The 21,336-nt window shown below is 76.2% G+C and carries 20 protein-coding genes; 11 read left to right on the top strand and 9 right to left on the bottom strand.

Annotated features, from left to right (window positions below):
• Nucleotide 1 precedes the first annotated feature (1 nt).
• The 9 genes from JOD57_RS16495 (at nt 2) to JOD57_RS16455 (ending at nt 9,848) form a co-directional block, all read left to right on the top strand.
• The gene (locus JOD57_RS16495; protein WP_239568543.1) at nt 2-409 is read left to right on the top strand and encodes a FliO/MopB family protein; all 408 of its coding nucleotides are present in this window, start codon (nt 2-4) and stop codon (nt 407-409) included.
• Complete coding sequence (gene fliP, locus JOD57_RS16490) at nt 409-1,242, top strand: flagellar type III secretion system pore protein FliP (RefSeq protein ID WP_204693000.1); 834 nt, start codon at nt 409-411, stop codon at nt 1,240-1,242. Before JOD57_RS16495 ends, fliP begins: the two co-directional genes overlap by 1 nt.
• 73 nt (nt 1,243-1,315) lie before the next feature.
• Nucleotides 1,316-1,591: a flagellar biosynthesis protein FliQ gene (fliQ, locus tag JOD57_RS16485; RefSeq protein WP_204692999.1), complete on the top strand. Its 276-nt coding sequence runs from the start codon at nt 1,316-1,318 to the stop codon at nt 1,589-1,591.
• Between the two features lie 5 nt (nt 1,592-1,596).
• Nucleotides 1,597-2,361, top strand: coding sequence for a flagellar biosynthetic protein FliR (gene fliR, locus JOD57_RS16480; RefSeq protein ID WP_204692998.1), 765 nt, complete (start codon nt 1,597-1,599; stop codon nt 2,359-2,361).
• 6 nt (nt 2,362-2,367) lie between these two features.
• Entirely contained in the window at nt 2,368-3,516 is a 1,149-nt protein-coding gene (locus JOD57_RS16475) for an EscU/YscU/HrcU family type III secretion system export apparatus switch protein (protein WP_204692997.1), read from the top strand.
• A gap of 135 nt (nt 3,517-3,651) precedes the next feature.
• Entirely contained in the window at nt 3,652-5,682 is a 2,031-nt protein-coding gene (gene flhA / locus JOD57_RS16470) for a flagellar biosynthesis protein FlhA (protein ID WP_239568541.1), read from the top strand.
• Nucleotides 5,669-8,533, top strand: a complete 2,865-nt coding sequence (locus JOD57_RS16465; protein WP_204692995.1) for a hypothetical protein — start codon at nt 5,669-5,671, stop codon at nt 8,531-8,533. The genes flhA and JOD57_RS16465 overlap by 14 nt, the downstream gene beginning before the upstream one ends.
• Nucleotides 8,530-8,772 carry a hypothetical protein gene (locus JOD57_RS16460; protein WP_204692994.1) on the top strand — a complete coding sequence of 81 codons (243 nt, stop codon included), beginning with the start codon at nt 8,530-8,532 and terminating at the stop codon, nt 8,770-8,772. Before JOD57_RS16465 ends, JOD57_RS16460 begins: the two co-directional genes overlap by 4 nt.
• A 158-nt stretch (nt 8,773-8,930) precedes the next feature.
• On the top strand, nt 8,931-9,848 hold the full coding sequence (locus JOD57_RS16455; RefSeq protein ID WP_204692993.1) for a hypothetical protein: 918 nt from the start codon (nt 8,931-8,933) through the stop codon (nt 9,846-9,848).
• Nucleotides 9,849-9,945: 97 nt separating this feature from the next.
• Here the strand turns inward: JOD57_RS16455 and phoH2 are convergent, their stop codons facing one another.
• From phoH2 to JOD57_RS16435, 4 genes are all read right to left on the bottom strand, one after another.
• Nucleotides 9,946-11,241 carry an RNA 5'-3' helicase PhoH2 gene (phoH2, locus tag JOD57_RS16450; protein ID WP_204692992.1) on the bottom strand — a complete coding sequence of 432 codons (1,296 nt, stop codon included), beginning with the start codon at nt 11,239-11,241 and terminating at the stop codon, nt 9,946-9,948.
• A gap of 250 nt (nt 11,242-11,491) precedes the next feature.
• Nucleotides 11,492-11,875: a hypothetical protein gene (locus tag JOD57_RS16445; RefSeq protein WP_204692991.1), complete on the bottom strand. Its 384-nt coding sequence runs from the start codon at nt 11,873-11,875 to the stop codon at nt 11,492-11,494.
• A gap of 3 nt (nt 11,876-11,878) precedes the next feature.
• The gene (locus tag JOD57_RS16440) at nt 11,879-13,108 is read right to left on the bottom strand and encodes a DUF885 domain-containing protein (RefSeq protein WP_204692990.1); all 1,230 of its coding nucleotides are present in this window, start codon (nt 13,106-13,108) and stop codon (nt 11,879-11,881) included.
• 13 nt (nt 13,109-13,121) lie between these two features.
• Nucleotides 13,122-13,901 (bottom strand): isoprenyl transferase, encoded by a 780-nt coding sequence (locus JOD57_RS16435; protein ID WP_204692989.1) that lies wholly within the window; start codon nt 13,899-13,901, stop codon nt 13,122-13,124.
• A 135-nt stretch (nt 13,902-14,036) separates the two neighbouring features.
• Between JOD57_RS16435 and trhA the strand changes: the two genes are divergently transcribed.
• Nucleotides 14,037-14,855, top strand: coding sequence for a PAQR family membrane homeostasis protein TrhA (trhA, locus tag JOD57_RS16430; protein ID WP_204692988.1), 819 nt, complete (start codon nt 14,037-14,039; stop codon nt 14,853-14,855).
• A gap of 61 nt (nt 14,856-14,916) precedes the next feature.
• On the opposite strand, the gene JOD57_RS16425 is transcribed toward trhA, so the two are convergent.
• From JOD57_RS16425 to JOD57_RS16410, 4 genes are read right to left on the bottom strand one after another with little or no spacing between them, the layout of a single operon-like run.
• A complete protein-coding gene (locus JOD57_RS16425; protein WP_204692987.1) occupies nt 14,917-16,170 on the bottom strand; it encodes a geranylgeranyl reductase family protein in 1,254 nt (417 codons plus the stop codon).
• A 30-nt stretch (nt 16,171-16,200) separates the two neighbouring features.
• On the bottom strand, nt 16,201-16,857 hold the full coding sequence (locus JOD57_RS16420) for a maleylpyruvate isomerase N-terminal domain-containing protein (RefSeq protein WP_204692986.1): 657 nt from the start codon (nt 16,855-16,857) through the stop codon (nt 16,201-16,203).
• A gap of 20 nt (nt 16,858-16,877) precedes the next feature.
• Nucleotides 16,878-17,489, bottom strand: coding sequence for an ATP-binding transcription factor AbmR (abmR, locus tag JOD57_RS16415; RefSeq protein WP_204692985.1), 612 nt, complete (start codon nt 17,487-17,489; stop codon nt 16,878-16,880).
• 56 nt (nt 17,490-17,545) lie between these two features.
• Complete coding sequence (locus JOD57_RS16410) at nt 17,546-19,543, bottom strand: thioredoxin domain-containing protein (RefSeq protein WP_204692984.1); 1,998 nt, start codon at nt 19,541-19,543, stop codon at nt 17,546-17,548.
• A 240-nt stretch (nt 19,544-19,783) separates the two neighbouring features.
• Between JOD57_RS16410 and JOD57_RS16405 the strand changes: the two genes are divergently transcribed.
• The gene (locus tag JOD57_RS16405) at nt 19,784-20,341 is read left to right on the top strand and encodes an AMIN-like domain-containing (lipo)protein (protein WP_204692983.1); all 558 of its coding nucleotides are present in this window, start codon (nt 19,784-19,786) and stop codon (nt 20,339-20,341) included.
• A 66-nt stretch (nt 20,342-20,407) separates the two neighbouring features.
• On the opposite strand, the gene JOD57_RS16400 is transcribed toward JOD57_RS16405, so the two are convergent.
• Nucleotides 20,408-21,310, bottom strand: a complete 903-nt coding sequence (locus JOD57_RS16400) for a PhzF family phenazine biosynthesis protein (RefSeq protein ID WP_204692982.1) — start codon at nt 21,308-21,310, stop codon at nt 20,408-20,410.
• Between the last annotated feature and the right edge of the window lie 26 nt (nt 21,311-21,336).

Below are 21,336 nucleotides of genomic sequence, written 5' to 3'. Positions count from 1 at the left end.
GATGGTCATCCGGCTCCTGCTGTCGCTGGCGTTCGTCGGCGGCGTGCTGTGGTTCGCCGCGCGGCTGGCGCAGAAGCGCGGCCTCGGGCAGTCCGGCGGCATGGTCGACGTCGTCGCCCGCCAGCGCCTGGGCCGCACGAGCACCGTGAACGTGGTGCGCATCGCCGACCGCGTGCTGGTCGTCGGCGCCACCGAGGAGCAGGTCACCCTGCTCGCCGAGCTCGACGGCGACGTCGTGGAGGCCACGCTCGCCGAGCGCGCGGCGCCGCCGACCGGTGAGGACGGCGAGCCCCTGCCGGCCGCCCGACCCGGGGCGCGGGTCGGCGGCGCGCTGGCCGGCTCGGTCCTCGACCGCAACGGCTGGACCGGCTTCGTCACCCAGCTGCGCGACCGGACGGTCCGCCGCTGATGCGCGCCGCCCCGCCCGCCGCCGTCCGCGGCCTGCCCCGCCGGGTCGCCGTCCTGCTGCTGGCCCTGCTCGGCTGCGCCGTCGCCGGCGTGCTGCTGGCCGGGCCCGCCGCGGCCGCCCCCACCGCGCCCACGGCACCGACCGCGCCCACCGCGCCGGCCGTCCCCGCCGTCGACGGCGGCGTGGACATCTCGGTGGGCAGCGGCAGCCCCAGCACCTCGGTCACGCTGATCCTCGCCGTCACCGTGCTCTCGGTGGCGCCGTCGGTGCTGCTGCTGTGCACCTCGTTCACCAAGATCGCCGTCGTCCTGTCGCTGACCCGCAACGCGCTGGGGTTGCAGTCCTCCCCGCCCAACTCGGTGCTCACCGGCATCGCGCTGTTCCTGACCCTGTTCGTGATGGGCCCGGTCATCGGCGACGTCAACGAGGTCGCCGTCCAGCCCTACATGGACGGTGCGCTGAGCGCCACGCAGGCCTACGACGTCGGCGTGGTGCCGCTCAAGGAGTTCCTGCTCGACAACACCCGCGACGACGAGCTGCAGCTCATGGTCGGCCTCTCCGGCGAGGAGCAGCCCGAGGACCGGGCGGCGGTGAGCATGACGACGCTGGTGCCGGCGTTCGTGCTCTCCGAGCTCAAGAGCGCCTTCATCATCGGGCTGGTCGTGTTCATCCCGTTCCTGGTGCTGGACATGCTGGTCAGCGCCGCGCTCATGGCGATGGGCATGATGATGGTGCCGCCGTCGATCGTGTCGCTGCCGTTCAAGCTGCTGCTGTTCGTCGTCGTCGACGGCTGGGCGCTCATCACCACCGCGCTGGTGGGGAGTTACACGTGAGCGAGCTCGCGAGCTCACGGATGAGCACGGCAGTGCCGCGAACGACGGCGACGAGCGCCAGCGAGGAGTCGTCGTGAGTGACGCCGATGTCACCGAGATCGCCGTGCAGACCATGATGGTGGCCGCCAAGGTCGCCGCCCCGGTCCTGCTGACGGCGCTGCTGGTCGGCTTCCTGATCTCGCTGTTCCAGGCGGCGACCCAGATCCAGGAACCGACGCTGTCCTTCGTGCCGAAGATGATCGCGGTCGCCATCGCGCTGCTGGTCACGGGCAACTGGGTCCTCGCGGAGCTGGTCAGCTTCACCGAGACCCTGTTCGACTCGCTGCCGCGGCTGCTCGGGCGGACCTGACCGGCATGGACCTCGAGGTCCCGGCGGTCACCCTCGCGGCCCTGCTGCTGGCCACCGCCCGTGCGGCCGGCTTCGTCCTGCTGGCCCCGCCGTTCAACACCCGCGCCGTCCCGGCGCCGGTCAAGGGCGCCCTGGCGCTGGCGCTCGCGGTCGCCCTGGTCGACCGCGTCGCCCCCGGGCTGCCCGACCCGACCACCGGCTTCCTCGTCGTCACCGCGGTCAGCGAGGTCGCGATCGGCGCGGCGCTGGGCTTCGTCGTCCAGCTGTTCTTCACCGCCGTCCAGTTCGCCGGCGAGCTGCTCGACGTCACCGGCGGCTTCACGCTGCAGCCGGCCTACGACCCGCTGGCGATGACGATGAACTCCGTCGTCGGCAAGCTGCACTCGCTGCTGGCGACGACGCTGCTGTTCACCAGCAGCGGGCACCTGCTCATCGTCCGCGGGTTCGCCACCTCCTACGAGGGGCTGCCGGTGTCCGGCGGGTACCCGGCCGAGGCCGTCGGCGAGGTGGTCGTGACGGCGTTCTCGATGATGTTCCTGTCCGCGCTGCAGATCGCCGGGCCGATGGTGGCGGTGCTCCTGCTGGCCGACGTCGCCCTGGCGCTGCTGTCGCGGGCCGCCCCGGCGCTGAACATCTTCGCCATCGGCTTCCCCGTCAAGATCATGTTGACCCTCGCCCTGCTCGGGCTGACCTTCCCGCTGCTGCCGCCGGCCCTCGACGCCCTGCTCGAGCAGGCCACCCGCGCGGTCATCGGGTTCCGGAGCGGGTGAGGGCGGGTGGCCAAGGACGGCCCGGGTGGTGAGAAGACCGAGAAGCCCACTCCGCAGCGCATCAAGAAGGCGCGCAAGGAGGGGCAGATCCCGCGCACCCAGGAGCTGGGCACCTGGGCGGGGGTGGCGGTGGCCAGTGCGCTGCTGCCGATGCTGGTCGGCAACGCGTTCGACGCCGTCGGCCGGCTGTTCGTGCAGGTCGGCTCGGTGGCCGAGCACCCCGAGCCGGAGGCGGTCTCGGTGCTGCTGGGCGAGGCGCTGTCGGCGTTCCTCGGGACGCTGCTGCCCACCGCGATCGGCCTGATGCTCGTCGGCGCGCTCGCCTCGGCCGCGCAGGGCGGGGTCACGGTGTCGGCCAAGGGCATGAAGCCGACGCTGCAGAAGTTCAACCCGTTCCCCGGGATGAAGCGCATGTTCGGCACGCACGGCCTGTGGGAGGCGGTCAAGGCCGTCCTCAAGACCGCGGCGCTGGGCACGGTCGTCGTCGTCACCAGCGGGCGAGCGCAGGCGATGGTGTCCGCGTCGGGCGCCCTGCCGCTGTCGGCGGTGGTCGCCACCTTCGCCGACTCCGCCGTCCTCATGTTCCGCGTCGTCGCCGTCACCGGCCTGGTCATCGCGATCGCCGACTACGTGATCGTGCGCATGCAGATCATGAAGAAGCTCAAGATGAGCAAGTACGAGATCCAGCAGGAGCACAAGCAGTCCGAGGGCGACCCGCACGTCAAGGCCCAGCGCCGCGCGGCCGCCCTGGCCATCTCCCGCAACCGCATGATGGCCGACGTCGCCACCGCCGACGTCCTGCTGGTCAACCCCACCCACGTCGCCGTCGCGCTGAGGTACGAGCCCGAGCGCGGCGCGCCCCGGGTGGTGGCCAAGGGCGCCGACGAGATCGCCGCGAAGCTCCGCGAGAAGGCCGCCGAGGCGCGGGTGCCGCTGGTGCAGGACGTCCCGCTGGCCCGGGCGCTGCACGCCTCCTGCGAGATCGGCCAGGAGGTACCGCCCCAGCTGTTCACCGCCGTGGCCCGGGTGCTCGCCTTCGTGATGCAGCTGGGCAACCGCGGGGTGCGCGGCGGCTTCCACCGGCCCGGCTTCGAGGCCCCCGACGTCGCCGGCCTGCCGAGGGCCGGCCGCAGGCGGGCGCCGATCGCCTCCTGACCCCCGCCGCACCGCACACCCCCGCCGACGGCGAGGGGTGTGCGGGTGCTGCCGTCCCCTGGGGCGGGTGTGACGGGTGGGTCGGGGGCCGTCGCCCTCCCCCGGGCGGCTGCCGATGGAGTGCCCGTGCGAGGGATGACGAAGGCAGCCGTGCCGATCGGCGTGGTCGCCATCGTCCTGATGCTGGTCGTGCCGCTGCCTGCCGCCGTGCTGGACATGCTGCTCGGCTTCAACATCACGGCGTCGCTGCTGATCCTGCTGGTCTCGATGCAGATCAAGCGGTCGCTGGACTTCGCCGTCTTCCCGTCGCTGATCCTCATCGCGACGCTGTTCCGGCTGGCGCTCAACGTCTCCTCCACCCGGCTGGTGCTGACCGACGGCTACGCCGGCAAGGTCATCGAGGCCTTCGGGCACTTCGTGATCGGCGGCTCGCTCGTCGTCGGCCTGGTGATCTTCGTGATCCTCACGATCATCCAGTTCGTCGTCATCACCAACGGTGCCGGGCGCGTGGCCGAGGTCGGTGCCCGCTTCACCCTCGACGCCATGCCCGGCAAGCAGATGGCCATCGACGCCGACCTCAACGCCGGTCTGATCAACGAGAAGCAGGCCCGCAAGCGGCGCACCGAGGTCACCGCCGAGGCCGACTTCTACGGCTCGATGGACGGTGCCTCGAAGTTCGTCAAGGGCGACGCCATCGCCGGCATCATCGTCACGCTGATCAACCTCATCGGTGGCTTCGCCATCGGCGTCATGAGCAAGGGCATGGCCCCCGCCGACGCCGTCTCCACCTACTCGCTGCTGACCGTCGGCGACGGCCTGGTCTCCCAGATCCCGGCGCTGCTGCTGTCCACCGCGACCGGCATCATCGTCACCCGCTCGGCCACCGAGGGCGACATGGGCAGCGACCTGCTCGCCCAGCTCGGCCGCTTCAAGCAGCCGGTGCGCATCGCCGGTGGCGCGGCCCTGGCGCTGTGCCTCATCCCCGGCCTGCCGAAGCTGCCGTTCGTGGTCATCGGCGGCTTCTTCCTCGTCATGGCCTCGCGGATGAAGGAGGCCCTGCCCGAGGACGACGAGGCGGCCGCCCCCGCCGTGGCCGACGAGCCGGCCCCGGACTCCCCCGAGGCGATCGCCGAGAAGATGCGGGTCGACCCGCTCGAGCTCGAGGTGGCCTTCGACCTGGTCGACCTGGTCGACACCTCCCGCGGCGGCGACCTGCTCGACCGGGTCAAGGCGCTGCGCCGGAAGGTCGCGATGGAGACCGGCCTGGTCATCCCGCTGGTCCGCACCCGCGACAACCTCGACCTGCCCGCGTCGCAGTACGTCATCTGGCTCAACGGCGTGCCGGCCGCGAAGGGCACCTCCCCCGCGGGCACCGTGCTGGCCATCGGCGACGCCCTCGACGGGCTGCCCGGCCGGCCCACCCGCGAGCCGGTGTTCGGCCTGCCCGCCAAGTGGGTGCCGGTCGAGCTGCAGCGGCAGGCGGAGATGGCCGGCGCGACCGTCGTCGACCGCTCCTCGGTCATCACCACGCACCTGGCCGAGGTGGTCCGGCAGAACGCCGCCGAGCTGCTCGGCCGCGAGGACGTCCGGCTGCTGGTGGAGATGGTCCGCCGCACCCACCCGGTCGTCGTCGAGGAGCTCACCCCCGCGCTGCTCACCCTCGGCGAGGTGCAGCGGGTGCTGCACGCGCTGCTGGCCGAGAACGTCTCCATCCGCGACCTGGTGCGCATCTTCGAGGCCCTCTCGGTCCGGGCGAAGGTGTCCACCGACGTCGACGGCCTGGTCGAGGCCGTGCGCGCGTCGCTCGGCTCGGCGATCAGCCACCCCTACGTCACGCCCGACGAGCGGCTGCACGTGCTGACGCTGGAGCCGGGCTTCGAGCAGCGCCTGCTCGAGGCGGTCCGGCAGAGCGACGGCGGCCAGGTGCTCGCCCTCGACGCCGGCTCGGTCGACGCGCTCGTCACCGGCTGCAGCGGGCTGCTCGAGGACGCCGAGAGCCACGGCCTGGCGCCCGTGCTCGTGTGCTCCCCCCAGGTCCGGGCCGCCCTGTCCCGCCTGATGCGCCAGGTCCTGCCCCGCCTTCCGGTGATCTCCTACTCGGAGGTCTCCCGGACGGCCCAGATCGAGTCACTGGGAGTGGTGAACGGTGCCGTTGCCATCCGTTGAGGCGCCCACGCCGGAGGCGGCCGTCGCCGCGGCGCGCGAGCGGTACGGCTCCTCCGTGCGGATCACCGGCGTGCGCCGCATCCGCTCCGGCGGGGTGCTGGGCTTCTTCGCCACCGAGCGCTTCGTCGCCGAGGTGGAGGACGTCGAGCCGGCGGTCACGCGCCGTGCCTCCCGGGAGCCCGCTCCGCTGTCGGAGTCGGCCCGCCGGATCGAGGCCGCGCTCAGCCGCGACGCCGGTCCGCTGTCCGACGACTCCGACGTCTGGCGGGCGCACGAGCTGCGCCGCGCGCGGGCCGCCGCCCCGGCTGCCGCCCGTCCCTCCGCCGCCCGTCCCTCCGCCGGTCGTCCTGCCGCCGGTCGTCCTGCCGCCGGTCGTCCTGCCGCCTCGCGGTCGGCGGCCGGAGCGCGCCCCGCTGCCGGGCTGCCCGACCCGGTCGCCGAGCTGGCCGGCCTGTTCGGCTCCGACGGTGACCAGCCCGAGGTCGACCTGTACTCCCGGTCGGCGTTCCCGACGGCCGCCTCCCGCGCCGGCGCTCCCCGTGCCGCCGCCGCTCCCCGTGCCGCTGCTGCTCCCCGTGCGGCCGCTGGTCCCTGGTCCGCCGCGGACCGGTCCGCTGCCGTCCCCGCCGCTGCCCCGGCTGCCGGGCGGACGGCGACCGCCGGTGCCCGCCGCGCCCCGGTGCGCCCGCCCGCGACGCCGGTCGAGGACGCCGCCGGTCCCTCGCTGTTCACCGCCGCGCTGGCGCAGGTCGTCGCCGGCGACCGCGAGGTCCGCGAGGCCGTCGACGACGCCGTCGCCTCCGCCGCGGCCGCCTCCGCCGCGGCCGCGCTGCGCTCGGCTGCCCCTCCCGAGCGCGAGGAGCGGGCCGCCCGGTCGGTCGTGCGCACGCCCGCACCGGCGCCCGCCGCCCCCGCCATGCCGCTCGCCGCAGCGCTCGCCGCGGTCGCCGCGGTCACGCCCGCGCCGGCACCGGCCCCCGCGCCGGTCGCCGCGCCGGCACCCGCCGTCGCCGAGCAGCCCGCGCCCGCCGCGGCCGCCGTCGTCGAGGCCCCGCCCGCCGCGCCCGCCGCAGCCGCCGTCGTCGAGGCCCCGCCCGCCGCGGCTCCGGTCGTCGAGGTCGCCGTCGAGCTGCCGCGGGTCGCCGAGCCGGCCGAGGTCGCCGCGCCCGAGGTGGACATGTGGGCCGAGCCCGTCCCCGCCGTCCGCCCGGCGGTGCCCGCCCGGCCCGCCGCCCAGCAGGCGCACGCGCCTGCCGCGGCGGAGGCCGACGAGCCGTCGGCGGAGGACGTCGCCGACGAGACCGCCGACGACGAGTCGCTGCTGGCCGAGCTCCTCGGTGACGCGGCCGAGGACGAGCACCGGGCCGAGCCCGCCGTCGAGCAGCCGGTGCTGGCCGTCGTCGGCCGCGCGGTCGACACCGTGCAGCGCCGCGTCGCTGCCGAGGTCGCCGTCGCCGACGAGCCGCCCACAGACGTGCTGCCGGCCGTCGTCGTCGAGCCGATGGAGGTCCCGGCACCGCAGCCGGTGACCTCGGAGTGGGCCGCCGAGGAGCAGCCCGCCGGCCCGTCCACCGGGCGCGAGGAGGCGATCGCCGAGGTGCTGCGCGCCGCGCTCGCCCACGACACCCCCGACGACGCGCTGACCGACATCCTCCGCGGCGTCCTCGCCAGCGCCTCGACCCAGGGCGGCGTGCACCGCGGCCGCCCGCCGGTCCCGGTCAGCTCGCGCCGCGTCACCGCCGAGCCGGGCTGGGTCGAGGCCTCGGCCGAGTCCGACGAGTGGGAGGTGGCCGCCGACGTCCGGGACGACGTCGAGCCGCTGGCCCTCGCGCCCACCGCCAGCGACCCGGCCCCGCTGCCGCTCGACGCGACCGCCGTCCTCCCCCCGCTGTCGCTGCTGCCCCCGCCGACCCCCGGCACGGAGCTGGCGGTGCCGCGGCTGCTGGGTCGCCCGCCGGTCCCGCCGGCGCGGCGGCTGCCGCCGGTGCCGGGTCAGGCCGTCGCCCGGGTGTCCGCGCCGCGGTCGGCCCAGGGCCTGGCCACCGTGACCCGCCTGCCGGTCGACGCGCGCGCCGCCGGCGGCTGGTCGAGCGGCCGGGTCGTCGTCCCCTCCGTGCGCGAGCGCGGGGTGGGCGGTCCCTCGGGCGGCGACCTCGTGGACCCGCGGGTGGTCGAGGCGGCCGGCACCGTCGCCCGGCTGCGGGCGCTCGGCCTGCCCGAGGAGCTGCTCGGCGCCGGCTTCCCCGCCGAGGTCGCCGCGCACGGCACCTACGCCGCGCTCACCCGGGCCCTGGGCGGGGCGCTGCCCCCGGCACCGTCGGCCCCCGCCGGCGCCGGGGAGGTGCTGCTGGTGGTGGGTCCCGGCGTCGAGACGCTGGCCGCCGCCCGGTCGCTGGCCGTCTCCATGCGGCTCGACGGCGACCGGCTGCAGTGGGCCACCCGTGGCGACCTCGCCGCGCTGGCGGCCGAGGGCAGCCGGATCACCTCGGTCGACACCGCGATCGAGCGCAAGCAGGAGGCCGCCCGGGCCGGCACGCCGACCGTCGTCGCGGTCGACGCCCCGATGCGCGCCGGTGGGCGCACCTGGCTCGAGCAGATCATGGCGATCTTCTCGCCGGTCGCCGTCTGGGCCGTGGTCGAGGCCACCCGCAAGCCCGAGGACGTCGGGCCGTGGCTCGACGCGCTCCCCCGCGTCGACGCCCTCGTCGTCCAGGACACCGACCTGACCGCCGACCCCGCCGCCGTGCTGGGGCGGACGGCGGTGCCCGTGGCCCTCCTCGACGGCGTCCGGGCGACCGCGCACCGCTGGGCCTCCCTGCTGTGCGAGCGACTGGAGGCACCGGGGGCATGAGCCCGCTGCGCTGGGACGTCCTCGCGGTGGGGTTCGTGCTGGCCCTGCCGGTGTTCGCGCTCGGCCTGCGCGGCGACTTCTCGGCCGACGAGGTCGTCGTCCGGCTGCCGTGGTGCCTGCTCGCGGGCTGGGGCGCGGTGGCGCTGCTGCGGTTCGCCGCGACGCCGTCCCGCCCGCCCGGCACCGAACGGACGCCGTCCGCCACCGCCGGCGACCAGGACCGCACCCCGACGCCCTGACCCGACCGCTCCTGGGGTGCTGTGCGACCCGCTGGGGTCCTGCAGCACCCCGGCAGGTCGCAGTCGGCTCCAGGACCGGGTCGTCCACAGGCAGGGCGCTGTCCACGACCCCGCCAGCGCCGGCCCGACGAGCTGCCCGGCGCGCGACGGTCCCCCGCGTGAGCGATGCCCCACCCCGCGTGGTCCTCCGCCGCGACGCCCTCGACCAGGGCTTCTCCGACGACGAGATCGGGCGCCTGACCCGGCGCCAGGACTGGGTCCGCCTGCGTCGCGGCGCGTACCTCGACGGAGCCCCTCCCGACGGCGCAGCCGCGCGGCACCGGCTGCTGGTCAGGGCTGCGCTCGGCGGCCTGCGTCGACCGGCCGTGGTCAGTCACCAGTCGGCGGCGGTGCTGTTCGGCCTCCCGCTGTGGGGCGTGCGGCTGGACCGGGTCCACGTCACCCGCCGGCCGCCGTCCTGGAACGACGCCAGCCGTGCCCTCGTCGTCCACGTCGGGAGCCTGGGCGACGACGAGGTGGTCGAGGTCGGCGGTGTCCTCGTCACCAGTCCTGCGCGGACCGCCGTCGACCTCGCCCGCACGCTCCCGTTCGACCGCGCCGTCGTCGTCCTGGACGCGGCCCTGCACACCGGCCTGTGCACCGGACCGTCACTGAGCGAGGCGCTGGGCCGCTGCGCCGGTCGGCCAGGGGTCCGGTCCGCGAGCCGGGCCGTGTCCTTCGCCGACGGCCGGAGCGAGAGCGTGGGCGAGAGCCGGAGCCGGGTGGCCCTGCACCGGCTGGGTCTGGTGCCGAGCGACCTGCAGTTCCGCGTGCGGACGCTGGACGGGGTGCTGCTCGGCCGGACCGACTTCGCCTGGGAGGACCGCCGGGTCGTCGGTGAGTTCGACGGACGCGTCAAGTACGGCCGGCTGCTGCGGCCGGGGCAGCTACCCGGTGACGCCGTCTTCGAGGAGAAGCGGCGCGAGGACGCGATCCGGGACGAGGGCTGGGGCGTCGTCCGCTGGACCTGGGCCGACCTCGACTCCCTCACCCGGCTCGGCGCCCGCGTCCGGCGAGCGCTCAGCCGCGGCGGATGAGCCACTCCTGGGGTGTTCCTCGACCTTCGGGAGTGCTGCAGGACCCCAGTGGATCGAGCAACACCCCAGGAGAGCTCGGGCGGGGCCGCGCCGGGCGTCAGAGCGGGAGGTCCTCCAGCATCTCGGTGACCAGGGCGGCGATCGGCGAGCGCTCCGAGCGGGTCAGCGTGACGTGCGCGAACAGCGGGTGCCCCTTCAGCTGCTCGACCACCGCCGCGATGCCGTCGTGCCGGCCCACGCGCAGGTTGTCCCGCTGGGCGACGTCGTGGGTGAGCACCACCCGCGAGCCCGAGCCCAGCCGCGACAGCACGGTCAGCAGCACGCCGCGCTCGAGCGACTGCGCCTCGTCGACGATCACGAACGAGTCGTGCAGCGAGCGGCCCCGGATGTGCGTCAGCGGCAGCACCTCGATGAGGTCGCGCGAGGCGATCTCCTCCAGCACGTGCCTCGACACCAGCGCGCCGAGCGTGTCGTACACCGCCTGCGCCCAGGGCGACATCTTCTCGCCCTCGCTGCCCGGCAGGTACCCGAGCTCCTGCCCGCCGACGGCGTACAGCGGCCGGAAGACGACGACCTTCGCGTGCGCCCGCCGCTCCATCACCGACTCCAGCCCTGCGCACAGCGCCAGCGCGGACTTCCCGGTCCCGGCCCGCCCGCCGAGCGAGACGATGCCGATCTCGGGATCGAGCAGCAGGTCGAGGGCGATCCGCTGCTCGGCCGAGCGCCCGTGCAGCCCGAACGCCTCGCGGTCGCCGCGGACCAGCCGCACCTGCTTGTCCGGCATGACCCGGCCCAGCGCCGACCCGCGCGAGGACAGCAGCACCAGCCCGGTGTGCGCGGGCAGCTCCGCCGCGGCCGGCACGTGCGCCTCCCCGCCGTCGTAGAGGTCGTCGAGCTCGGCGTCCTCGACCGACACCTCGGCCATCCCGGTCCAGCCGGCGTCGACGGCGTCGTGCACCCGGTACTCGTCGGTCTCCAGGCCGACGGCGGCCGCCTTGACCCGCAGCGGCACGTCCTTGGTGACCAGGCAGACGTCACGGCCCTCGGCGCGCAGGTTGAGCGCCACGACCATGATCCGGCTGTCGTTGCTGTCGGCGCGGAAGCCGGCCGGCAGCACCGACGGGTCGCTGTGGTTGAGCTCCACGTGCAGGGTGCCGCCGTCCTCGCCGATCGGCACCGGCGCGTCGAGCCGGCCGTGCGTGACCCGCAGCTCGTCGAGGATGCGCAGCGCCTGCCGCGCGAACCAGCCCAGCTCCGGGTGGTGCCGCTTGTCCTCGAGCTCCCCGATCACCACGAGCGGGAGCACCACGTCGGCGCTCCCGAAGCGCAGCAGGGCACCCGGGTCGGACAGCAGGACGGAGGTGTCGAGGACGTGCGTGCGACGAGCGGTCACGAGGCATCTCCCGTGGGGCGCGGTGATGGCGCGCCCCGGCTCGAGGGGGACCGGGGCCCCGGCACAGGGACCGGGCACCGGCCCCCTGGTCGACGGTGTCGTCAGCACCAACCGGGCCTCCCGTGGACGGCGGGGCGGGCCCGTCGTCCACCCCGGACGCTAGAGCCGGCAGGTGACAGGAGCATGACGACGAGGGGGCGTGTCCCCCCTCCGGGGCACACACCCGCCCCAGCCGTCCCACGGAACGGGGTCACCCGTGCCGGCCGCGCCCCGGGACGTCGGGCGGCCACGGCTGCTGCCAGGAGGCCGGCATCTCGCGGGTCGGCGGCACCTCGCGGGACGGCGGCACGTCCCGCGGCGGCCAGTCGTCGCGCGGCCAGTCGTCGCGGGGCGGCCAGCCGTCGAGCCGGTCGGGGCCCTCGGGACGGCGGTCGCGGCGGCTGCGCGACCGGTCCCGGGCCGGGCCCCGGCGCGGGCGCAGCGCGACCAGCGCCCAGAGCACGGGCACCAGCAGCACCGGCCACTGCAGCGCCAGGTCGCCGACCCACAGCAGCCCGGCGAGCAGCAGGACGAACAGGCAGCCCGCCGTCCACAGCCCGAGGGCGCGGGCCTCCTGCGGGTCGCGGCGGGACACGGCTCAGGCGGCCGGCAGCTCGGCGGTGACGACCGCCGGGGTCAGCGGCTCGTCGAGCAGCCGGACGAAGCGGTCGGCGACGTCCTGCCCGGCCGGGCGGGCGTCCAGCCAGCGGGCGAGCAGGTCGTAGCCCTCGACGTAGGTGGTGATGTAGGCGCGCCACAGCGGGTGGGTGAGGAAGCGCAGCTGCTGGCGGGCCCGCTCGGCGCTGACCAGGGACCAGCGCTGCAGGTAGGCGGTCACCTCGTCGGCGTCGGCGCCGCGGTCGTGCAGCAGGACGGCGGCGTCCTGGCGCACCCGGTTCAGCGGCGCGGCGGCCGCGGCGATCCGCTCGGCGAGGTGGCCGTCGAAGCCCAGCCCGAGGTCACCGAGCACCTCGGCCGCCCACGGCCCCCAGCCGGGCCCGACCGCGGCGTCGACGCCGAGGTCGGCCAGCCCCTCGGCCATCAGGCACTCGGGGGTGTTCACCAGGAAGACGGTGTGCTCCAGGTGCCCGACCCGCTCGACCAGCCCGCGCTCCTTGCGGCAGTGCTCGGTGTGGTGCCCCGGGTAGGACTCGTGCGCCACCAGGTGGGCGAGCTGGCTGAGCCGGTGCGGCAGGTCGGCGTTGATCGCGACCCGCGAGCGGTAGTCGCCCTCGTAGTAGTTGAAGCCCGACCACGGCCTGTCGGTGACCACCTCGTAGCGCACCGTCTCGACCTCGGGCAGGCCGTAGCGGCCGCGGACCCGGTCGCGCAGGGCGCTGGACAGCGTGTCCACCGCCTCGCCCAGCCGCTGCGGCGGGCACTCCTCGCGGCGGCGGTGCGCGGCGTACCGCTGCGCCAGCGTCCCCTCGCCGGGCAGCAGCGTGCCCAGCTCGGCGTGCGCGGCGGCGTAGGCGGCCGGGTCGCCCAGGGTGAGGTCGACCTGGAAGTAGCTGCGCACCTCGTCGAGGAAGCCGACCGGCTCGCCGCTCATCTTCCGCGCGCTGCACTCCAGACCGGTGAGCTGGCCGCGGAGGAAGTCGGCCCGGTCGTCGGGCAGCCCCGCGGCGTCGAGCTCGCGCAGCAGCGCCCGGGCCCGGTCGCGCAGCCCCTGCGGCGTGGGCGCCGGCTCGTCCTCGACCTGCGCGCGGATCCGCGGGTCACCGGTGTAGGCGTCGACGAAACCGGCCTCCAGGCGGTCGAAGCGCAGCCCCAGCCGGACGTACTCGAGGGGGACGTCGACCGCGCCGGCCGCCGCGCCAGGTGTCATGGCGGCCAGTCTCTCAGCCGCCGAAGCGACGGTGCCGTGCGGCGTAGGCCCGCAGCGCGCGCAGGAAGTCCACCCGGCGGAAGTCGGGCCAGTACACGTCGGTGAAGTAGAACTCCGAGTGCGCGGTCTGCCAGAGCAGGAAGCCCGACAGCCGCTGCTCGCCGCTGGTGCGGATGACCAGGTCGGGGTCGGGCTGGCCGCGGGTGTAGAGGTGCTCGGCGATGTGCTCGACGTCGAGGACGCCGATCAGCTCGTCGAGCGTCGTCCCCCGGCTGGCGTGCTCGGCCAGCAGCGACCGGACGGCGTCGGCGATCTCCCGCCGTCCGCCGTAGCCGACGGCGAGGTTGACCGTGGCCCCCGGCCGGTCGCGGGTGACCTCCTCGGCCTCCTTGAGCACGGTGACCGTCTCGGCCGGCAGCAACCCCAGCGCGCCGACCGGGTGCAGCTGCCAGCGGCGGTCGGGGGCGGAGAGGTCCTCGACGACGCCCTCGATGATCCGCAGCAGCGGGGTCAGCTCCGGCTCGGGCCGCGACAGGTTGTCCGTCGAGAGCAGGAAGAGCGTGACCACCTCGACGCCGGCCTCGTCGCACCAGCCGAGGAAGGAGGCGATCCGGTCGGCGCCGCGGCGGTGCCCGGCGTTGGGGTCGAGCAGGCCGGTGGCCCGGGCCCAGCGCCGGTTGCCGTCGATGATCGCGCCGACGTGGCGGGGGACGTCGGCGCCGACCAGCTGCCGCGCCAGCCGGCGTTCGTAGAGCTGGGTCAGGACGTCGCGGACCCACTGACGCGTCCCCACGGGGCACACAGTAGGCCCCGGGCGTTCACGTTCCGCAGCCGTCCCGGCGCGGCGTGCTGCCGAGCCGGGGAGGTGCCGGGGACCTCACAGGTCGCTGCCGGTGCACCGCCACCCCCGGCTCCGTAACCTCGGTCCATGAGCGCTGCCGCCCCCGACGACCGCGAGCCGGTCCGGGTGCAGGCCGACGACGGGGCCGAGCTCGAGGCCACCCGCGGGCCTGCCGTCGCCACGGTCCTCGAGGAGGGCCAGCAGGTCGAGCGGACCTGGGTCGCCGAGGACTTCGCCGACTCCGACTGGGAGCACCCCGACACCCGCCCGCGGATGCGCGGGTGGCTGCACCTGTTCGCCTTCTGCGGCGCCGTCGTCGCCGGCGCCGTCCTGATCCCGCTGGCCGCCGTGCTCGGCGCCCGGTCCGGGTTCTCCGTCGCGGTCTACTGCGCCACGATCTGCGGGCTGTTCGGGATCAGCGCCCTGTACCACCGCCGCCGCTGGTCACCGCGCGGCTGGAAGATCATGAAACGGCTCGACCACTCGATGATCTTCTTGTTCATCGCGGGCACGTACACGCCCTTCGCCCTGCTCGCCGTCGACGAGCCGACCGGCTACTGGGTCCTCGGCGGGGTGTGGGCGGGCGCGCTGGCGGGCGTCTGCCTCAAGCTCAGCTGGCCGACGGCGCCGCGCTGGGTCGGCGTCCCGCTCTACGTCGGGCTGGGCTGGGTGGCGGTCTTCATCCTCACCGACATCCTGCACATCGCCGGGGTGACCTCCCTGGTGCTGCTGGCCGTCGGCGGCGTGCTCTACACCCTCGGCGGCATCGCGTACGCGATGAAGAGGCCCAACCCCGTGCCCGGTGTCTTCGGCTACCACGAGGTCTTCCACGCCATGACCGTCGTGGCCGCCGTCTGCCACTACATCGCCGTCTACTTCGCGATGTACAACTCGCCGTTCCTGTGATGGAGGACCCCCTCCTCCCCACCCCTCGCACGCTCGGGGCGGTGCCCTGGAGGGGGCCAGCTCAGGCGAACGGCGGTCGCGGGTCCGCGCGGCTGGACAGCCTCCCGGCGGTGCGCCAGGTGCGGGCGACGAGGTCGCGGTCGGCGTCGGTCACCAGGTTGCCCATCACCCGCAGGGCCACGGTCATCAGCGCGCGCGAGCGCATGCCGACCGGGCCGGCCGCGGGCAGGAAGCGCGGGACGGTGAGCAGGCCGGCCAGCCGGCGGGCGATGGAGAACGCCTCGCCGTAGTGCCGCCGCAGCTCCGCCGGCCAGGCGGCGCTCCAGTCGTCGTCGCCGAGGAGGTCGACCACGGTGCGGCCGGTCTCCAGGCCGTAGTCGATGCCCTCGCCGTTGAGCGGGTTGACGCAGCCGGCCGCGTCGCCGACCAGCGCCCAGTTGCGCCCGGCCACGCCGGAGACCGCCCCGCCCATCGGCAGCAGCGCCGACGCCGGCGCCTCCACGGGCCCGGACAGCCGCCAGTCCTCGCGGCGGGCGTCGGCGTAGACCTCCATCAGGGCCTTGAGCTGCACCCCGGCCGGACGGCGGGCGGTGGCCAGCGTGCCGACGCCGATGTTGACCTGCCCGGACTCCGCGCCCAGCGGGAACACCCAGCCGTAGCCGGACAGCAGCTCGCCCTCGGCGCCGCGCAGCTCCAGGTGGGAGGAGATCCACTCGTCGTCCGCCCGTCCGGAGCGCACGTAGCCGCGGGCGGCGACGCCGTAGGCGGTGTCGCGGTGCCACTCGCGGCCGAGCACCCGGCCCAGGGGCGAGCGGACGCCGTCGGCCACGACCAGCCGCCGGCAGCCGACGGTGACCGTCTCGTCGTCCGCGGTCTCGAAGACGACGCCGGTCACCCGGTCGCCGTCGCGCTCGACGTCGACGGCGCGGGCACCCTCCAGCGGGACGGCGCCGTCGGTCGTCGCCACCTCGCGGATCCGGGCGTCGAGCTCGGTGCGCGGGACGGCGCTGCCGTGGTCGGGGAACTCCCCGCCGGGCCAGGGCAGCTCCCACGTCCGGCCGAAGCCGGCCGCGCGCAGACCGCGGTTGCGGGCCCGCGCACGCGCCCACTCCCCCAGGCCCAGCCGGTCGAGCTCGGCGATCGCGCGGGGGGTCAGCCCGTCGCCGCACGCCTTGTCGCGGGGGAAGACGGCGGCGTCGGCGAGCAGCACGTCGTACCCGGCGCGCGCCGCCCAGGCGGCCGCGGCGGACCCGGCCGGACCGGCTCCCACCACCAGCACGTCGGTCGCGGCGGGGACGGCGGGGGCAGGGGGCACGACCCCAGTGTCCCTGCTCGTCGCGGCAGCTCAGCCGAACAGGGGGAACCGGGCGGCGGCCTCGCCGAGCCCGGCCCGGTCGGCGTCGGTCAACGGCTCCCGGCCGGTGCCGCGGCGGGCGGCGGTCGCGTCGTCCCACCCGGCCGGCAGCGGCCCGCCGTACAGGCCCTCGAGCACCCGCCGCACCTCGGCCAGCGCCTCGGCGGGCGGGCCGGGCCGGTCCAGGTGCGCCACCAGGTCGAGGTGGTGGACGGCGGCCTCGACGGCGAGCGTGGACAGCAGGTCGTCGGGGCGCAGCACCCAGCCCTGGGTGCCCAGCAGCTCGTCGGGCCGCGCCCGCCCGGCGGCCACCCCCACCGCCGCGACGAGCTCGGCGTACACGGGCGCCAGCTCGGGCAGCCCGGTGGTGGCGCTGGCCCGCACCCGGGTGCGCCAGGCGGTGTCGGCGTCCTGCTCGGCGGTCGGCTGCCAGGACCGCCAGTAGGCGACGGCGTCGGTGGTGGGCGGCCCGCCCGCCGGGGTGGCCAGCGCGACCAGACCCCGGCGGGCGTCGTCGACCAGGTGCAGGGTGAGGTCGAGGACGGCCCAGCCGGCGCACCCGCTGGGCTGCCATGCCTCCTCCGGCGCCAGGTCGGAGACGGTGGCCGACAGCGCGCCGCAGGTGGACCGCAGGAGTTCCAGGCTCACCGCGGCAGCCTCGCAGAGCGTCAGTCGAGGCGCGGACCGCGCGCCCGGACCTCCTCCACCGACGACATGGCGTCGCGCAGCTCGGTCAGCCACGCGTCCGCGTGCTGCCCGACCAGCCGGACCGCCCAGACCAGGGCCTCGGAGCGGGAGCGGGCCACCCCGGCGTCGACCAGCGTGTCGAGCACCAGCCGCTCGGCCTGGCGCAGGCGGGTCATCACCGGCACCGAGGCGTTGGTGAACACCTCGCGGACGTCGCCGCACGCGGCGCCCCAGGCCACCGAGCGGCCGTAGCGCTGCTGCGCGGCGTCGGCGATCGCCATCCGCTGCTCGCGGGTGTCCTCGCGGAAGCGGGCGATCCGCCCGGCCCGCGCGGCGCCCGGGTCGCCCTCGCCGGCGTCGGGCTCGGCCAGCGGCCCGACCACGGTGATCTCGTCGCGGTCGACCACCAGGTCCACCGGGCCGGTGAACCACTCGTCGGGCAGGCGGCCGGCGAACCAGCCGGCCACCTCGGCGCGGTCCACCGGCGGCGAGGTGTCGCCGCCGCGGCCACGGCCGCCGGGGCCGCGGCCGCGGAAGCCGGCGGCGCCCATGCGGGCGAAGGGGTGGTCGGCGAAGCGATGGTGTCCGTGCACGACGGCCTCCTGCGGTCTCTGATTACGTGATTACACGGTAAGACCGGATGCCCGTCTCAGGAAGGGGTCATCGCTGCGCCGAGAGCGGACACGTCGGTCACCGGCGCCGCACACACGAACCCGCGGCAGACGTAGGCGGCCGGGCGCCCGCCGATCGCCGGCCGTCCGGCCAGCAGCGGCACGCCCGGGGTGTCCGGCTCCCCCACGACGACGACGGCGCCCGGGCTCGTCGACGCCCGGGCGGCCGCGGCCAGGGCGTCGCGGTCGGGCCCGGCCGGGCCGCTGACGGCCACCTCCAGCGGCCCGGCCAGCAGCGCCTCGGCCACCGCCGCGGCCCACCCGGCCGCGCGCGGCGCCCGGCGGACCAGCCGGCCGAGGGAGCCGACCGCCGCCTCGCCCAGCTCGCGGTGCCGCGGGGAGCCGGCCAGGGCCGAGGAGGTGACGGCGGCCCCGGCGGCCGCGGCGATCCCGGCCGGCGTCGGCCCGTCGGTCGGGTCGAACGGCCGGGCGACGAGCGCCTCGGCGTCGGCCGCGGTGTCGTGCCAGCCGTCGGCGTCCACGAACCGCTCCGCGACGACGTCGAGCAGGTCGCCGGCGAGCTCCAGCCACCGGCCCTCGCCGGTGGCCTGGTGCAGCGCGAGCAGGCCCTCGGCGAGGTCGCCGTGGTCCTCGAGGACGCCGGCCGGCGCCCCGGCGACGCCGTTCCGCGAGGCCCGCCGCAGGCGGCCGTCGAGCCAGTGCACGTCCGCGAGCAGGGTGGCCGCCCGGCGGGCCGCCGCCACCGACGCCGGGGACCCGGTGAGGACGCCGTGCTCGGCGAGGGCGGCGATCGCCAGGCCGTTCCAGGCGGTGACCACCTTGTCGTCGCGGGCCGGCTGCGGCCGCCGCGCCCGGGCGGCCAGCAGCCGCTCCCGGACCGCGGCCAGCCGGGCGGCGTCGTCGGGGTCGCGCGGCAGCTGGAGGGTGGAGCTGCCGTGCTCGAAGGTGCCGGCGTCGGTCACCCCGAACACCCGCGCGGCCCACCGGCCGTCGTCCTCGCCGAGCGCCTCGACCAGCTGGCCCGGCGTCCACACGTAGGTCAGCCCCTCGACGCCCTCGGTGTCGGCGTCGAGCGCCGAGGCGAAGCCGCCCTCGGGCGTGCCGAGGTCGCGGACGAGGAAGGCCGCCGTCGCGTCGGCCACCCGGCGGGCCCACGGCTCGCCGGTGGCCCGCCACAGGTGCAGGTAGACGCGCAGGAGCAGGGCGTTGTCGTAGAGCATCTTCTCGAAGTGCGGCACTGCCCACCGCTCGTCGACGGAGTAGCGGGCGAAGCCGCCGGCCAGCTGGTCGCAGATGCCGCCGCGGGCCATCGCCTCCAGCGTGCGGCGGGCCATCTCCAGCGCGGCGCCGTCGCCGGTGCGAGCGTGCGCCCGCAGCAGGAACTCCAGGAGCATCGACGGCGGGAACTTCGGCGCCCCGCCGAAGCCGCCGTACCGGCCGTCGTGCTCCCCGGCCAGCGCGGCCACCGCGGCGTCGAGGTCGGCGGCCGCCACCGGGCCGGGCGGGCCGAGGTCCAGACGGCGGGAGATGCCCTCGGCGATGCGGCTGCCGGCCGCCTCGAGCTCGTCGCGGCGCTGCGTCCACGCGTCGGTGACCGCGGTGAGCAGCTGCCGGAACGACGGCACGCCGCGCGCGGGCCGCGGCGGGAAGTAGGTGCCGCAGTAGAACGGGCGCCCGTCGGGGGTGGTGAACACCGTCATGGGCCAGCCGCCGGAGCCGGTGAGCGCCTGGGTGGCGGTCATGTAGACGCCGTCGACGTCGGGCCGCTCCTCGCGGTCGACCTTGACGCAGACGAAGCCGGCGTTCATCTGCGCCGCCGTCGCCGCGTCCTCGAACGACTCGTGCGCCATGACGTGGCACCAGTGGCAGGCCGCGTAGCCGACCGAGACCAGCACCGGGACGTCGCGCTCGCGCGCCTCGGCGAAGGCGTCCGGGCCCCACTCGCGCCAGTCGACGGGGTTGTCCGCGTGCTGCAGCAGATAGGGGCTCGTGGCGTCCGCGAGACGGTTCGGCACGGACGGGACCTACCCCCACCCGGCCGGGCCCACCCGGCCGATCACGGACCGTGAGCCGGGGACGACGGGGACGAGACCTGCCACCTCGTGTCGCACCGCGGGGCCGACGTTCTGGCAGATCCTGCCCATCGCCGGGCGGCGGATCGACACGTACGGGCAACTCCGGCCATGGCGCTTCCCGGCGTGTCGTCGCACTCTTCCCCCGTCCGCACGTCCCCACCACCGATGCTGGAGGATCCCGTGGTCTCCACCCGCACCCGCGCCGCCGTCGTCCTCGCCGCCACCGCGGCCGCCGTCTCCGTCGCGGCCGCCCCGGCCACCGCCGCCCCGTCCTGCGGGGTCGTCTGGGGCTCGACGCCCGAGACGGCCGCCGACTCCGGCGGTGGCACGCTCGACGACGTCCGCACCGGCCGGCACGACTGCTACGACCGGCTGGTGCTCGACCTCGACGGGGTCGACGCCGGCGACGTCGGCTACGACGTCCGCTACGTGCCCGCGGTCCGGCAGGACGGCTCCGGCACCGCCGTCCCGCTGCGCGGCGCCGCCGACCTGCAGGTCGTCGTGCACGTGCCCGCCCACGACGGGGCCGGCCGGGCCACCTACGACCCGGCGGACGACGCCGAGGCCGCGGACGTCAGCGGCTACAGCACCTTCCGCCAGGTCGCGTGGGCCCGGTCCTTCGAGGGCCGGAGCACCGTCGGGCTCGGCGTCCGCGCCCGGCTGCCCTTCCGGGTCGTCGTCCTGGACGGCCCGGACGACGGCGCCCGCCTGGTCGTCGACGTGGCGCACGCCTGGTGAGCGCGCGGGGGCCGGCCGGCCGGCGCCTGCCGGCCGGCCTCCGGTGCCCGGGGAGCGACCGCCGGGTCAGCCCGCCGCGGGCAGGGCGACGGCGCTGCCGCCGACCCGGACGCCGCTGCCGGGGTCCTGCGGCACCTCGACGGTGAGGACGCTCGGCCGGCCCATGTCCTCGCCCTGCAGCACGGTGAGGACGGCCGGCAGCCCGACGTGCCCGCCCTCGCGCAGGTAGCCGCCCAGCGCGGCGGCGGCCGCTCCCGTGGCGGGGTCCTCCACCACGCCGCCCGGAGGGAACGGGTTGCGCGCGGCGAAGGTGGTGGCGTCCTGCCGCCACACGAGGTCGACCGTCGTCCAGCCGCGCCGCGCCATGAGGTCGGCCAGCGCCGGCCGGTCGTAGTCCAGGTCGCGCAGCCGCGCCCGGGTGCGCGCGGCGAGGACCGGGTGCCAGGCGCCGGCGTAGGCCACCCGCGGCGGCAGGGCGGGGTCGAGGTCGCCGGCCGGCCAGCGCAGCGCGGACAGCAGCGCGCGCAGGTCGGCGTCCTCCAGCGGCACCGTCCTCGGCGGCACGCTGGTCAGGGTGGCGCGCCAGGCGCCGTCGTCGCCGCGGTGGGTGACCACCTCGACGGGGCCCGCCGCGGTGGCCAGCAGCAGCCGCCCGGCACCGGAGCGCTCGGCGGTCGCCACCGCGGCGGCGATCGTCGCGTGGCCGCAGAAGCTGACCTCGGCGCGCGGGCTGAAGTAGCGGACGCCGACGCGGTCCGGGCCCGGCAGGAGGAAGGCCGTCTCGGAGTAGCCCACCGCAGCGGCGGTGGCCAGCATCTGCCCGTCGGTCATGCCGGTCGCGTCCAGGACGACGCCGGCCGGGTTGCCGCCGCCCGGGTCGGTGCTGAAGGCGGTGTAGCGCAGCACCTCCCCGGGCGCCGGTGCCGGCCGCTCCCCGGCGCCGTCCCGGTCGTCGGTGGTGGGGGTCACGGCTCCTCCTCGGACCGGGTCGACCG

This window comes from Geodermatophilus bullaregiensis (assembly GCF_016907675.1).
GTDB classification, from domain to species: Bacteria; Actinomycetota; Actinomycetes; order Mycobacteriales; family Geodermatophilaceae; genus Geodermatophilus; species Geodermatophilus bullaregiensis.
This window is presented reverse-complemented; position numbering and strand designations above follow the sequence as displayed.

Coding starts and splice junctions, on each gene's coding strand:
- JOD57_RS16495 (WP_239568543.1), top strand. CDS start 2: ATGGTCATCCGGCTCCTGCTGTCGCTGGCGTTCGTCGGCGGCGTGCTG.
- fliP (WP_204693000.1), top strand. CDS start 409: ATGCGCGCCGCCCCGCCCGCCGCCGTCCGCGGCCTGCCCCGCCGGGTC.
- fliR (WP_204692998.1), top strand. CDS start 1,597: ATGGACCTCGAGGTCCCGGCGGTCACCCTCGCGGCCCTGCTGCTGGCC.
- flhA (WP_239568541.1), top strand. CDS start 3,652: ATGACGAAGGCAGCCGTGCCGATCGGCGTGGTCGCCATCGTCCTGATG.
- JOD57_RS16460 (WP_204692994.1), top strand. CDS start 8,530: ATGAGCCCGCTGCGCTGGGACGTCCTCGCGGTGGGGTTCGTGCTGGCC.
- JOD57_RS16440 (WP_204692990.1), bottom strand. CDS start 13,108: ATGACACCTGGCGCGGCGGCCGGCGCGGTCGACGTCCCCCTCGAGTAC.
- trhA (WP_204692988.1), top strand. CDS start 14,037: ATGAGCGCTGCCGCCCCCGACGACCGCGAGCCGGTCCGGGTGCAGGCC.